Annotated in this window: 10 protein-coding genes and 4 pseudogenes; 13 read left to right on the forward strand and 1 reads right to left on the reverse strand. The window is 65.8% G+C overall.

What is annotated here, in order from left to right:
• The first annotated feature begins 250 nt into the window (after positions 1 to 250).
• On the forward strand, positions 251 to 1,204 hold the full coding sequence (locus tag GCG21_RS08800; RefSeq protein ID WP_152819159.1) for a hypothetical protein: 954 nt from the start codon (positions 251 to 253) through the stop codon (positions 1,202 to 1,204).
• Complete coding sequence (locus tag GCG21_RS08805) at positions 1,201 to 1,986, forward strand: hypothetical protein (protein ID WP_152819161.1); 786 nt, start codon at positions 1,201 to 1,203, stop codon at positions 1,984 to 1,986. The genes GCG21_RS08800 and GCG21_RS08805 overlap by 4 nt, the downstream gene beginning before the upstream one ends.
• A gap of 61 nt (positions 1,987 to 2,047) precedes the next feature.
• Here GCG21_RS08805 and GCG21_RS08810 read toward each other — a convergent pair whose 3' ends face one another.
• Complete coding sequence (locus GCG21_RS08810) at positions 2,048 to 2,776, reverse strand: hypothetical protein (protein WP_152819163.1); 729 nt, start codon at positions 2,774 to 2,776, stop codon at positions 2,048 to 2,050.
• A 125-nt stretch (positions 2,777 to 2,901) separates the two neighbouring features.
• Between GCG21_RS08810 and GCG21_RS08815 the strand changes: the two genes are divergently transcribed.
• From GCG21_RS08815 to GCG21_RS17250, 11 genes and pseudogenes are all read left to right on the forward strand, one after another.
• Positions 2,902 to 3,657, forward strand: a complete 756-nt coding sequence (locus GCG21_RS08815; protein ID WP_152819164.1) for a hypothetical protein — start codon at positions 2,902 to 2,904, stop codon at positions 3,655 to 3,657.
• A 288-nt stretch (positions 3,658 to 3,945) separates the two neighbouring features.
• Positions 3,946 to 4,167: a hypothetical protein gene (locus GCG21_RS08820; protein ID WP_194165016.1), complete on the forward strand. Its 222-nt coding sequence runs from the start codon at positions 3,946 to 3,948 to the stop codon at positions 4,165 to 4,167.
• Between the two features lie 51 nt (positions 4,168 to 4,218).
• Positions 4,219 to 5,019, forward strand: a complete 801-nt coding sequence (locus GCG21_RS08825) for a MucR family transcriptional regulator (protein WP_152819166.1) — start codon at positions 4,219 to 4,221, stop codon at positions 5,017 to 5,019.
• Positions 5,020 to 5,174: 155 nt separating this feature from the next.
• Positions 5,175 to 5,603: a DUF4326 domain-containing protein gene (locus tag GCG21_RS08830; RefSeq protein ID WP_194165017.1), complete on the forward strand. Its 429-nt coding sequence runs from the start codon at positions 5,175 to 5,177 to the stop codon at positions 5,601 to 5,603.
• 1,143 nt (positions 5,604 to 6,746) lie between these two features.
• Positions 6,747 to 7,277 (forward strand): hypothetical protein, encoded by a 531-nt coding sequence (locus GCG21_RS08835; protein WP_152819168.1) that lies wholly within the window; start codon positions 6,747 to 6,749, stop codon positions 7,275 to 7,277.
• Complete coding sequence (locus tag GCG21_RS08840; protein ID WP_152819169.1) at positions 7,274 to 7,531, forward strand: hypothetical protein; 258 nt, start codon at positions 7,274 to 7,276, stop codon at positions 7,529 to 7,531. The genes GCG21_RS08835 and GCG21_RS08840 overlap by 4 nt, the downstream gene beginning before the upstream one ends.
• Before the next feature lie 240 nt (positions 7,532 to 7,771).
• Positions 7,772 to 8,104, forward strand: coding sequence for a glutaredoxin-like protein NrdH (gene nrdH / locus GCG21_RS08845; RefSeq protein ID WP_370517414.1), 333 nt, complete (start codon positions 7,772 to 7,774; stop codon positions 8,102 to 8,104).
• A gap of 48 nt (positions 8,105 to 8,152) precedes the next feature.
• Positions 8,153 to 8,551: pseudogene (gene nrdI, locus GCG21_RS08850) on the forward strand (class Ib ribonucleoside-diphosphate reductase assembly flavoprotein NrdI); the annotation flags it as partial.
• 275 nt (positions 8,552 to 8,826) lie between these two features.
• Positions 8,827 to 9,369, forward strand: a pseudogene (locus tag GCG21_RS17240) (ribonucleotide reductase N-terminal alpha domain-containing protein); the annotation flags it as partial.
• 861 nt (positions 9,370 to 10,230) lie between these two features.
• A pseudogene (locus GCG21_RS17245) lies at positions 10,231 to 10,554 on the forward strand (hypothetical protein); the annotation flags it as partial.
• 24 nt (positions 10,555 to 10,578) lie between these two features.
• Positions 10,579 to 13,368: pseudogene (locus tag GCG21_RS17250) on the forward strand (LAGLIDADG family homing endonuclease); the annotation flags it as partial.
• Between the last annotated feature and the right edge of the window lie 150 nt (positions 13,369 to 13,518).

Consider the following 13,518-nt stretch of genomic DNA (forward strand, 5'->3'; position numbering starts at 1 on the left):
CAGGGATCCGTCTGTCGTGGTCACGGAGCCGGTGTGCGGCGACTGGGGTCCTGTGCCCCGCTGGTGAGGCGTCGGTCAGGGACCGTCACGCAGGTTCGGTCCACCCGGCTTCATTCCATTCGCGCCATACCGATTCGTGCGATACCGATGGTCTGATCGATGATCTGGCTCGGGACCGAGAACTGGGCAGTGAGAGCTGGCCGTGATGGATCAAGATGGGTCCATGGGCAGAGCAGAATGCGACGGCTGGGTGGGTTCGCTGCGTGGGCAGCGGGTGTTCTTCACCGGGACGACCCGCGTTGAAGGTGAGTGGGTCCTCCGCCAGAGCCTGGTGAGGCGCGTGGAGCAGGAGGGCGGCCTGCCACTGCTGGGCACCCGGAACCGGCGGATGACGGTCCTGGTCCAGGGCGACCTCGGGAAGAACGTGACTGAGCCCCGCCGTCGCCGGAGTCAGAATGCGCGGTTCGTCCATGATGAGCGGGAATCCGGCAACCACATCTGCATCGTCGATGACGACGGCATCTCACGGCTGCTCCGCGGGGAGCCGGCCCCATGCCTACGGACGGCCCCGGTCGGCCAGGGCGATCAGTTCGAGTTCACGGTGCCGCCGGGCCCCTCAGATTATTGCTCGGCCGCCGCCTCCCGCGCGGGTGCCTTCGACGGGTACGAGCCGCCGCCGTTGGACATGGGCCGCCCCACACTGGTCACACTGGAACTCCGCGCCGCGGCAGAGCGGGCCCCCGTCGATGCTCAAGTGGACATGAGCGGTCTGGACGCCGGCGACCGGGCGCATGAGGAGGCTCTCAGATGCCTCGTCGAACACCTGGCACCGGTGGAGGTGTTCACGCTGTCGGGGTCGCTGGTCGACGCGCCACGGGTCGACGTGCCACTGGTCGACGCAGCGTGGCGCTCGGAGCTGGTGTCAGGCCAGTTGGTCGTCGCGGAGGTGAAGTCGCTGACCGGCGACGCGGAGGACACCCAGATCCGGCTGGGGCTGGGGCAGTTGCTCGACTACCTGCATACGCTCCGCCAGAACCCGCCCGGGGGCATTGCACAGGTGCGCGGGGTGCTCGTGCTCGACCGGAAGCCGAAGAGCCCGCGGTGGGCAGGCGTGTGCTCGTCGGTGGGAGTTGGACTCGCGTGGCCGCCGAACTTTGACGGGCTGGGCGAGATGTCAGAGCGCTACCGCGGGATTCAGTCGTGACGAAGCGCGCGGAAACTCTCCGCCCCTGCTGGTGGTGCGGGGACGTTGCGGACACCGAGGAACACAAATTCAAGCGCTCGGACCTGCGGCGAGTGGCCGGCGCGTCTGGCTCACCCCAAGATGTCTACAAGTCGAGCCCGACCTACACCGGCACATTGAAATCGCTCAGCAAGGGGTCTGAGATTCGGTGGGCGAAGAACCTCTGTGCCCAGTGCAACAACGCACGGAGCCAGCCCTTCGACAGGGCGTATGACGAGTTCGTCAACTACGTCGTGGAGAACATGGACGTGCTCTCAGGGAGGGACGTCCTCGACTGGGCGGACGTCTACGGCGCGGACTGGGCACAGAAAGTGGCGGACATGTCCCGGTATCTAGTCAAGCAGTTTGGCTGCCAACTCGCGACATCAAACCTCCCTGTCCCGGATGGCGCGCTGCGATTCCTGAATGGGGCCGACTGCTTCCCCGACTGCCAGTTTCACCTTTGGCGCGACTGGCGAGCGATCGAACTCCACGAGGAGGCGATGGCCGAGGCTCCCGAAACTGGCGGCATGAGCAACTACATCGGCCTTCCCCCGACGCAGTCACACTCCCGAGATGGATTATTCGTGGGTGCCGAGTACGGCCTCCAACTCGGATACGTATGGCTCACGCTCGGATGGCTCGTTGACGCCCCAACCCTTCCTCTGCACGTGGAGCGAACGACTCCGATGCCGCTACTGGACGCGGATGCACGTTCGCAGGCGGAGTGGCGGAGGCTTCGGCGCGAGGTCGAGAAACCCTGATGTGCTCCGTCCGCATCCACCTGTCCACAGAAAGTGCCGGGCTGGACAAGATAATGGGCGGCTAGGGCGAGCAGGTGACGATCGAGTACTTGCCGTGGGAGGTGTTCTCGGCGATGAGCACCCCGTCACGGTGGATACGGCAGGTGACTGACCCGCCGTTGGCCCGATTCTGCACCGAGATGTAAGGGGAGGCCACGTTGCCGGCCGGGATGCCGATACCGCCGTTCTCGTCGGTGAGTTGCTGGCTGGCGCTGCCTTGGACGGTGCCGGTCGTGGTGCGCATGGTCAGGTCCATGCCGCCGTCACCTTCGGCTTCGTAGAGGATGCCGGCGACCGATTCGCGGCGGTCTTCAGCATTCAATGGCCGCATCGGGGAGAGCTCATCGACGGGGGTGCAGTCCTCACCGACCACTGTCTGGACAACTACCTCGTATGTCGAAAGACGGCCCTCGGGGATCCCAGCGGGGATCTTGTGAGTGCCGGTCTTGCAGTAGTGAAGGATGCCCTCTCTCAACTGGGCATCAGTGGCGCTGCCCAGGTAGCCGTCGTCGTCGATGTTTCTGAGGATCTCTACCCGGCTGTCCAGTTGCACGTCGTTGAGCACCGGCTGCGTCGGGGACGGGGACGGAGTCCGGGCGGCGGTGGTTTCGACAGCGGCAACGCTCGTGGTCTCGATGGCGGTGGGCGCGGAGGTCGTCTCGCCGACACCGGCCGAACAGCCGGCCATGAGCAGTAGCCCGATGGAGGTGGCGGCGATACCTCGCAGGACCGATCGCGGCGTCGCCGTCATGGCTGGGACGTTAGCGCAACAGATCCGCCCCCGTAGGGCCGTCTCGGCACGTGTGGCCATGAAGGGCCTGGGCCGCACACCGGGTAGGTGTCCACAGCTCGCCCGCCACGAACCAGGAGCACGCCATGGGATCGACCATCTTCATCCAGTACGAGCCGGGATCCGAGGCCTCGCAGGCGTTCACCGGGGCCAAGGACGATGCCCGGCACGCGAACGGCGGGGGCGGTTACACCGGCACGCTCGCCGAGAAGACCGACTTCGAGGTCGTGGGTATGGAGCCCGTGACGCTTCCGCAGGCCAGCGCGTTGGCCGAGGACCTGTTCGATGACAAGCGGTTCATCGACAAGCGGGGCCCGGCGGGTGCGATCCCGGTCTGCAGTGACGACCATGAGACCGCCACGGAGACGGTGACGATCATCGTGAAGCCTCCTCGCCCCGGCATGACACTGGCCGAGTTCGAGTCCTATGGGCGTGAGCAGGGCCGGCAGGTCAGCGTGGCCGTTCCCGCCGGGCAGGTGTTCGTGAGTCAGCGGGTGCGCTCGTTCGCGTTGAACGGGAACACGAAGGTCCTCACCAACGGCACCGGGCGGGTCACGAAGTACCGGGTGCATGGGCTGCTGTGTGACGAGCTATTCAACACTCAGGCGCAGGCCCGTGAGTGGGCGGCCGCGAAGCTCGCAGAAATGGCCGGGCAGGGGCGTCCCCTGATGTGGGGAGCCGTGACGATCGATGCGGTCGTGGTCCGGCCGGACGGGAGCCCGCTGGTGTCGTTCGTGCCGGTGGTGAAGTCGGCGACGGTGACGGTGGACGTGGTGACGACGGAAGCTCCGAAGACGCGCGAGTGCATCGGCTGGCTGTTCTTCGGCTGGGCCTCCACGTGAGCGGCGGCGGAGTCACTCGCGGGGTCACTCGCGGGGTCACTCGCGGGGTCACTCGCAACATTGCTCGCCAGGACGCGGACAAGCCGCATCGGTGCCCCGGGTGCCACGCAGTCACCGACCGTGGGCACGCCTCGAACTGGCGGGTGGTGACCTGCTGCACCTGCGGGCAAGAGTTCACCCGTTGGCCCCGATTGGCCTGGGCGCTTCCGAGGACGGGGGTCGCCTGCGACGAGCACCCGGCATCGAGTCCCCCTGCGCCCGACTGGCACCCGGCGACTGGTGATGGCGGTGAAGCGCGCCATGAGTAGGGGAGAGGTTGAGTACCGGATCGAGTATGCGATCCAGCGGCGGCTGCCCGGCGAAGACGATTTCACTGAGGTCGGCTTCGGATCCTCCGGTGCGTGGGGCGGCGTGGACGAGGCGCTGTATGCGGCCGGGTCGGACGTGCAGAACCGGCTCTGGGAGACCGAGCCTGGGATGCCGGACCCAGACGAACTCGAACACGTCTGAGCCAGCCGCATATAGCGCCTCCCGGTTCGCGGGTGGCCCTATGGTGGCGTCATGTCCAGCGATGAGCCTGCGCTGATCACCCGCCGTGAGGCTGCCGAGCTGCTCGGCTATTCTCCGGCGACGCTGGCGACGTACATGTCTCGTGACCCTGATGCGTGGCCGCGGCCGGTTGGCCGGCGTGGTCGGGGTTCGGCGAACCTGTATGACCGGGATGAGTTCATTGCAGCGGCCCAGCCGGCCCATGCCACCGGTGCGGCCACTGGTGAGCCCGCCGCTGAAGCCACGGGTGAGTCCGCTGATCAGTCCGGTCGTGTCAGGATCGGGTCTTCGGCGACCATCTCCGATGAGGACGGTCTCATCACCTGCCTGGACTGTGGGCATCGGGCACGGAACCTGACCCCGCACCTGCGGCACGTCCACGCCGTGACGGCCCGCGAATACCGGGCGGCGCACCGGCTTCCGGCGACGGGCTCGATGCTGGCCGATGGTGTCCGGGAACGAGCCAGCATTCAGCGCCGCGCAGCCTACGAAGCCGACCCGTCCAGCCTGGATCACCTCACCCCGTTCCACGGCGTCGAATGGACTTCGGCGGCAGGCCGGGAAGCAGCCGATTCGATCCGGGAGACGAGCGGGTACGAGACGGTGCGCACCTCCCACGCCCCCGGACGTCGGGCAGGCGTGGAGGCGATGCTCAGCGCCCGCCTGGACAAGCTCACGGCCCAGGTGCGCCAGCATGGCTACGAGACCGTCTGGGAGGCCGTGGAGGCCACCAGAGGGCTCACAGGGGCGGAGGCTGCCCACGCGACGGGGCTGTCGGCATCAACGATCCGGCGCTGGCGCACACGCGACTGAACACTCGCCCGAGCGCAGGGGTCACACGCTGTGCTTCGAGATGACGGTGCTTCGAGATGACGGTGCTTCGAGATGACGATATGCAGTGTCGCCAGCGGGTTGGGGCCGCACACCGCAGTGGTGTCCACGCCACCGTGCCAGCCTGGGAGTTCGTCATGCCTCGCCTCATCCGCCGCCCGTACTTTCTTGGCCGGGCCTGGTTCGTTCCCCGCGATGCCGTGTGGGTGGGACGAGGATCGAAGTGGGCGAACCCGTTCCGGGCCTTCCGCTGGTCGAAGGTGCGTGCGAGCACGCCGCTGGGGGCCGTGACGGTCCGGGTGAGACCGCCGACGGTCTCGGACACGGTGGAGTGGTTTCGTGACTTCATCACCTGCGGGGTGCGCTCCGGCAGGCTCGTGGTGAGGAACCGGGAGGTGTCGCCACAGACCGTTCGGGAGGAGCTCGCCGGGAAGGACCTGGTGTGCTCGTGCCGGTATGGCGGGGCGCTGGGAGGGTTTCCGTACGGCTGCCACGGGGACTACCTGTTGGACCTGGCTGCCGGGGCCGTCAGCGAGTCCGTGAGGTTGACCTTGGCCCGCCGGTAGGGCTTCGCGCACCGCCTGTTGGGGGTGGCCCTGGGGGCAGTGCCTGGAGGGGCCGGCTGGGCGCGTGCAAGCACCTGCTCCATCGTCCTCATCGGAGCACCTCCAGCACCTCACACATGGGTGTTCCGGGTGCATCCCGGGAGCCCGGGACGGACCCCGGATCCCGCCTCGTTCGGGTGCTGAATCGGACCCTCGACCGGTCGCTGGTGGCCCATGGATCACCGCTGGAACGTCCCTGGATCGTCGTTCTGGGGTCCGGTTGGAGGGGGATCGGGCCCAACCCCGAGACACTTTGCTCGTTCTTTACAAAGCCACTTGCTGACGGTTGACCCCGATATCGTCACCAACTGAGCTCCCGAAACTGACCCTTGACGCAACCCTGGTGCCAATGGTAGTCGCGCGGGCGCATGCGCGCACACGCGCGCCCGCTCGCGCCTGGGCGCGCGCCCGACGGGTCTAGAGGGGATGCGATACTGCCAGTACTAGGTACTTTCGCCGGTTCCGGGTGTCATCTTGCCCCGTTTGACACCACTTGTCACCCCCTCAGTGACAACACAAAACCGCATGATACTGCGGAAAGGTCGGTGTTTTGGACCCATTTGTCACCTTGGCACTGTTCCCAGTGCATACGTATAGGAGGATCCTGCTATATATATCGATCCCCACAGAGATAGAGAGTGCATGCGCCCGTGTGTGTGTGTCTGTGTAGGTGTCAAAGTGACAAATATATATATATGGGGCACTCGCACCCGCTCTGACCTGCACCTTTTGCAATCCCTTTACTTGTCACCCGATCCAACCCAGTGGTGCCAACGGTGACAAACCACCCACAGCAGGCCCAGAGCCACCCCCACCTTTCCGCATGAAATCAACGATTCCAAGTTGCCACACCCCCTCCAACCAGAGGTGACAACACCCCAAAACGGTGTGCGAGCACCAACCCGCCAGCCCTGGCCACCGGCAGTCACCACCAGCGCCGGAGAGCGAAGGAGGCAGCGGGCGGATCCCACCCCCGGCCCGAGCACCCGCCCCCAGGGCATCGACCGGCAGGCGTCAATCGGCAGGGCACAGATCGGCTGAGGCGTCATCGGCTGGTCGCCGCACACCGGTGAAGGTGACCACGCACCACCCCAGGAGGAGACCATGAGCGAGCACACGAACTTCGAGGTCGGCGAGAGGATCATCGTCACCCGGCCCACCGCCAGCGGCATCGTTGCGTCCCATGCGACCATCACCCGAGCGACCAAGACGCTGTGGATCGTGGAGCGCGCCGGCCGGGAAGAGAAGTTCTCCAAGTCGACCCTGGCCCAGTACCCGGCCCCGTCCGTGTGGCAGTCGCCCGAGGAGATGCACAAGGCCGACGACCCCGCCGCCATCCGGGCAGTGGAGGCCACCGTCGCCCGCCACTACGCCGGTGAGGCAGTCCGGGCCGCCGAGGAGATGCGCGATGAGGTCGCCCGTGGCCATTACGGGATCGACACCCTCGCGCTGGTCGGGCGCGTCCAACTCGCACTCGCCCGCTGCGCCCGCTCCGTCGGGAACCTCGACGCCGACCAGCGCAGTGGGGAGCCGTCCGGTGCTGGCCAGCCCAGTGCCGAGGAGGCCAGCCCTGAGCAGTCCAGCGCCGAGGAGGTCAGCGCCGCAGACCAGGGCGACGAGGACACCCGGTCATGACCGCCACGCTGCCAGTCCGACCCGTGCCAGCCCGAACCTTGGTTGGCCAGCCCGTGCTGGAGTTCCCCGACGGCCCGGGCGAGCCGTGGGAGTTCACCTCCAGTGACGGCATCGACATCACCCCCGCGGTCCGGGCATCGACGCGGCGGACCAACGGGCTCAACGTCCGCGTGCGCGGCATGGACGTCTTCCTGGATGAGGCGACGTTGCGGGCCATCGACGAACTACGTCAGGCGCTTCCCACCGGCGTGTAGGCGCTTCCAGCACCGGGACCCGTGACTGGGCCCTGTGAGTCAAACCCCGGGGCTCGGAACCCGTGATTCAAACCCTGTGGTTCGGGTGCTCCGGCACGGTGGGCGGAGGGACAAGTTTTTGGCGTGATCATGCGCGACACGCCGAGACGGTTTCGAGGCGGGCTAGAACCGCACACACCATCGTTCCCGGCTTCTGGTGCCGGGACCCGTGGAGCAACCACCTCGAAGGAGTCACCAACCGTGCCTGCAAACACGACTGCCGGAACCCCGATTGTCACCGTCTACACCACCCCGAGCTGCATCCAGTGCGAGACCACGAAGCGCAAACTCGCGCGCAGCCAGATCCCGTACGAGACCGTCGACCTGTCCACCGATGCCGATGCGATGGCGATGATCAAGGCCCAGGGGTTCACCCAGGCCCCGATCGTCGTCGCCCGCGACGCTGATGGCGGCAAGCAGACCTGGTCCGGGTTCCGTCCCGACAAGATCAAGGAACTCACCAAGCAGCTCGCCGTCTCCAGTCCCGCCCTGTCCGACACCGCCATGGGCGTTCCTGCCCTGGCTGCGGCCTGAGCGGGCCTGCGTAGGCCACCCGGGGTGATGAGCATGAGCCAACTGCCTATGAGCCAGGCGAGGATCGTCTACTTCTCGTCGGTGTCGCAGAACACGCACCGGTTCGTGCAGAAGCTGGACCTTCCGGCCCGCCGGATCGGGCTGCGGCGCAGCGACCCGCACGTGCAGGCCGACGTGCCGTACGTGCTCATCACCCCCACCTACGGCCACGGCACCCCTGCCGGCGCGGTCCCCAAGCAGGTCATCAAGTTCCTCAACGACCCGGCCAATCGGGCCCTGTGCCGCGGTGTCATCGCCGCCGGCAACACGAACTTCGGGTCCGGCTACTGCATCGCCGGAGACATCATCGCCGCCAAGGTCGGGGTCCCGTTCCTGTACCGGTTCGAGCTTCTCGGCACGCCCGTGGACGTTGCCCGGGTCCGGGACGGCCTGGCCGAGTTCTGGCGGAATGCCGACAGCCGTGTCACCGAACCGGCCCCACTCTCCGAGCCAGCACCGCTCTGCGAAGCGGCCCCTGTCATGGCCTGCCCCGAGTCAGCACTGCCCCGAAGCTGCACTGGCCTGAGATGACCCGACCCGAGATAGCCAGACCCGCGATGGCGGGCATTCGCACATTCACCGGCGCGCGACGCGCCCAACGCATCAAGGAGCACCACCCCGTGACGACCAGCCCAACGATCACCACCCACCCCGTCGAGGCGGGCCCTGCCGATGGGCCGACCATGGAGCCGACGAGCCGCGAACTTCACCGGATGAACACCGGCGGCCTCGACCACCACGCACTGAACGCGATGCTCAACCTGTACGACTCCGGCGGCGGGATCCAGTTCGACGCCGACCGTCAGGCGGCCCGCCAGTTCTTCCTGACCCACGTGAACCCGAACACGGTCTTCTTCCATTCTCGCCGTGAACGCCTGGACTATCTCGTGGACGGCGGCTACTACCTGGCCGACCTGCTCGATGCCTACGACCCCGAGTTCGTCGATGACCTGCACGGGCGGGCGTACGGTCACCGGTTCCGGTTCCGCACGTTCATGGGGGCGTTGAAGTTCTACACGTCCTATGCGCTGAAGACGTTCGATGGTGAGCGGTACCTGGAACGGTTCGAGGACCGGGTGGTGATGGTGGCGCTGTCGCTGGCGGGCGGGGACGAGGCGCAGGCGGTCTTGCTCGTTGAGGAGATGCTCACGGGCCGGTTCCAGCCGGCGACGCCGACGTTCCTGAATGCGGGTAAGGTCGCCGCCGGCGAGCAGGTGTCCTGTTTCGAGGGGGACACTCTGATCGATACCGCCACCGGACAGCGACCGATTCGTGAGATTCGGGTGGGCGACGAGGTGTTGAGCCATGACGGACGGTTCCACGCGGTGACGAAGACGATGACTCGTACGGATGAGACTGGCATCGTCGAACTCGGCATCGTCGGCTCGCGCCCGCTGCGATGCACACCTGAACATCCCGTGCTGATCTACCGGCCTCGTGGGATGCGCCCCGACGTCATCATCGCCGGAGACGGGTCGTCGGCGAACCTGTTCTGGGCGTCCGCGAAGGATGTCCAGGTCGGTGACGAGATCGTCCAGGCTGGGATCAAGCCAGATCCGGGGGACGACGTGCTCAGCGTGTCCGCGATAGCCGGACTGGGAGACGGCTACGAAATCCGCGCAGGCGACATCGTTGCGACGACGACGGATGCCAAGAACAACCACGCCAAGGGTACGAACACGTCTGCCTCGGTCTCGCCCGTGCACGACCAGGTGAAGCTCGACTACGACTTCGGGCGCTGGCTTGGTTACTACCTCGCCGAAGGGCACGTTGCGAAGAGGACGGAACGGGCAGGGTACAGCGGCGTCGTCTTCACGTTCAACAGCCTGCACACCGACTACCTCGACGACGCGGACGCCCTCACCCGATCGGTCTTCGCTATCACGCCTCGCCAATACGTGCGGGAGGACGGATCCACGACGGTCGTTGCGAACTCGATCGTGCTGGCCCGCTTCGTCGCGTCTCTGGTCGGCACGGGCTCGGGACGGAAGATCCTTCCGAAGGAGCTGCTCACCGCCCCGGATGAGTTCCGTCGAGGGCTACTCGTCGGGCTGTGCCGTGGAGACGGTTGCGTCTCGGGCACGGGGATGATCCTCGATCTTGTGAACCTCCCGCTGATTCAGCAGGTCCGTCAGATCGCCATCGGGCTCGGTGTGCTCGCTCAGACACGGGTGTACACGAACGTCTGCGGCAACCCGACGGGGCAGGTCGTGGTTCGAGGAATCCCGGGAGCCAATGAGGCGCTGATCCGCGAAGTCGGCAAGTCCATCGACAAGTTCGAGCCGACCAGTGGCGAGGCGACCCAGTACCGCTGGGTCGACGGGCAGGCCACGTTCCGGGTCAAGTCGGTCTCCCACGAGGCAGGGGCCCACCAGGTCTACAACCTCGAAGTGGAGGACACCCACACTTACTCGGCCGCCGGCTCCATCGTGCACAACTGTTTTTTGCTTCGCGTTGAGGATTCGATGGAGTCGATTGCCCGGGGCATCAATTCCTCTTTGCAGCTGTCGAAGCGTGGCGGGGGAGTGGCCCTGTGCCTGACGAACCTGCGCGAGTACGGGGCACCCATCAAGCGCATCGAGAACCAGTCTTCCGGGGTCATCCCGGTGATGAAGCTGCTGGAGGACTCGTTCTCCTACGCGAACCAGCTCGGGGCCCGTCAGGGCGCGGGGGCGGCCTACCTGCACGCCCATCATCCCGACATCATGCGGTTCCTGGACACCAAGCGCGAGAACGCGGATGAGAAGATCCGCATCAAGACACTCTCCCTCGGCGTCGTCATCCCCGACATCACGTTCGAGCTCGCCAAGCGAAACGAGGACATGTACCTGTTCTCGCCGTACGACGTGGAGCGGGTCTACGGGGTGGCGATGACCGAGATCTCGGTGAGTGAGAAGTACGAGGAGATGGTGGCCGATGCCCGCATCGCCAAGACGAAGATCTCCGCGCGTCGCCTCTTCCAGACGATTGCCGAGATTCAATTCGAGTCAGGATATCCATATATCCTGTTCGAGGATACCGTGAATCGAGCCAATCCAATTGCGGGAAGAATCTCAATGTCAAACCTGTGTGTGACGGGCGAGACGGAGATCCTCACTGCCGGTGGCTACCGCAAGGTGCGCGACCTGTACGAGACGCAGGAAGACTTCGATGTCGTGGTGGACACCCGTGCCCGTGACGTGGACCTGAACAGGTCTGGCGTCTCAGTGGAGAAGTCGACGCGGATGTTCAAGACCGCCGAATCTGCGGACATCTTCAAGGTCACGACCGCTGAGGGTTTCGAGCTCCGTGCGACGGAGTGGCACAAGATGTACGTCGACCGTGACGGCGAGGTCGTGAAGATCCCGCTGAATGAGGTCGAGCCCGGGGACCGGATCCTTGTCCAGCCCGCTGAGGGCGCGTTCGGCACCGTGCACGAACCGGACCTGGCCTACCTCGCCGGCGCAATCGCGGCCGACGGCACGCTGATCGAGGGGGACACGAGCGCCGGGAACAGGACGGCCACCGCGCGCATCAACATGTACGGGGAGAAGCGAGAGTTCACCGCCGCCGTCGAACAGGCCGCCGCCGCTGCACTGGCGGGCCGAGACGACCTGGTGGAGCGACAGTCGACCCTCACCCCGAAGGCGGTCAACAGCGTCATCTACAAGCGCGAGACCCTCCACTCGGCACCGCTGGCAAAGCTCCTCGCCGAGCGTGGCATGGTCCAGGCGACCAAGACGGTCGTGCCGGAGTTCGTACTCCGGGGTGACCGCGAGACGCAGGTGGCCTACCTCAACGGGTTCTTGCAGTTCGAGGCCACGATCACCGGGTCCAAGAAGTACAACACCCTCTCGGTCGAGGTCGGGTCTATTGATCACGCTCATCTCGTCGCGCTTCAGCGCATACTGCTCAACCTCGGCGTCTACACCCGCATCTACGCCAGCAGGAAGGTGGGCGGGCTCGCGCTGTTGCCCGATGGGCGCGGCGGCTTGAAGGAGTACTACCAGTCGCAGTCGTGGTCTCTGCGGGCTACGAGCAGGCGTGATGTCGATGCGATCGTTCCGCTCGTGGAGTGGCTGCCCAGGCACAGTGCGCGGTACGACGAACTGACTGAACGATCGAGTGGCAAGGCCGGCTATCGCACGCACAAGTATCGGGCAACGGTTGTCTCAATTGAACCGGACGGCGTTGAAGACGTGTATGACGTCACTGTCGACAACGGACATTCAGTGATCTTCAATGGGATATCCACAGGAAACTGCTCTGAAATTACCCAGGTATCTACCCCTTCCTCATTCCGCGATGATCTCGGCTATGAACACATTGGCCGGGACATTTCCTGCAATCTCGGCTCGCTGAATATCGCCAAGGCAATGGACGGTGGCGACCTGGGCCAGACGGTCGAGGTGGCGGTGCGTGCACTGACGGCCGTGTCCGACCAGACCAACATCTCCTCGGTGCCGTCCATCGTCGCCGGGAACAACGCCTCGCACGCCATCGGGCTCGGCCAGATGAACCTGCACGGGTTCCTGGGGCGCGAACGCATCCACTACGGCAGCCCGGAGGCACTGGAGTTCACCAGCGTCTACTTCGCGGCCATCGCCTTCCACGCCCTGCGCGCCTCGAACCGGATCGCCATCGAGCGCGGTGCCACCTTCGAGGGGTTCGCCGATTCGGCCTATGCCGACGGCACCTACTTCGACAAGTACGTGACCCGGGACTGGCTGCCCGAATCCGCCCGGGTCCGGTCCCTGTTCGCCGGCACTGGGATCGCCTTGCCCACGCAGTCCGACTGGCGTGAGCTCCGTGACAGCGTCATGGCCCATGGCATCTACAACGCCTACCTGCAGGCCGTCCCGCCGACCGGGTCGATCTCCTACATCAACGATTCGACGAGTTCGATCCACCCGATCGCCTCCCAGATCGAGATCCGCAAGGAGGGCAAGCTCGGGCGCGTCTACTACCCGGCCCCCTACCTGACGAACGAGAACCGGGAGTTCTTCACCGATGCCTACGAGGTCGGCCCGGAGAAGATCATCGACACCTACGCCGCGGCCACCGAGCACGTCGACCAGTCGCTGAGCCTGACCCTGTTCTTCCCCGACACGGTCACCACCCGTGACCTGAACCGGGCGCAGATCTACGCCTGGCGCAGCGGCATCAAGAGCCTCTACTACATCCGGGTCCGCCAGCAGGCCCTCGCCGGGACGGAAGCCGAAGGGTGCGTCTCGTGCGCCCTGTGAGTCTCGTGCGCCCTGTGAGTCGAACACCGGTAGCCGGCCCCGTATCGACCAATCCGGGCACGACGAACAGCCCAGTCACGATCAGGCCATTGGGTATCGGCGCGGTGGTTCGGGTCCTGCCGGGCTAGAACCAGCAGCATGCCCCTTGTT

Origin of the sequence: Pseudactinotalea sp. HY160 (genome assembly GCF_009372055.1) — a bacterium.
In the GTDB taxonomy this organism is placed as follows: domain Bacteria; phylum Actinomycetota; class Actinomycetes; order Actinomycetales; family Beutenbergiaceae; genus HY158.

Coding starts and splice junctions, on each gene's coding strand:
- GCG21_RS08810 (WP_152819163.1), bottom strand. CDS start 2,776: ATGACGGCGACGCCGCGATCGGTCCTGCGAGGTATCGCCGCCACCTCC.
- GCG21_RS08835 (WP_152819168.1), top strand. CDS start 6,747: ATGAGCGAGCACACGAACTTCGAGGTCGGCGAGAGGATCATCGTCACC.
- GCG21_RS08825 (WP_152819166.1), top strand. CDS start 4,219: ATGTCCAGCGATGAGCCTGCGCTGATCACCCGCCGTGAGGCTGCCGAG.
- GCG21_RS08830 (WP_194165017.1), top strand. CDS start 5,175: ATGCCTCGCCTCATCCGCCGCCCGTACTTTCTTGGCCGGGCCTGGTTC.
- GCG21_RS08815 (WP_152819164.1), top strand. CDS start 2,902: ATGGGATCGACCATCTTCATCCAGTACGAGCCGGGATCCGAGGCCTCG.
- GCG21_RS08840 (WP_152819169.1), top strand. CDS start 7,274: ATGACCGCCACGCTGCCAGTCCGACCCGTGCCAGCCCGAACCTTGGTT.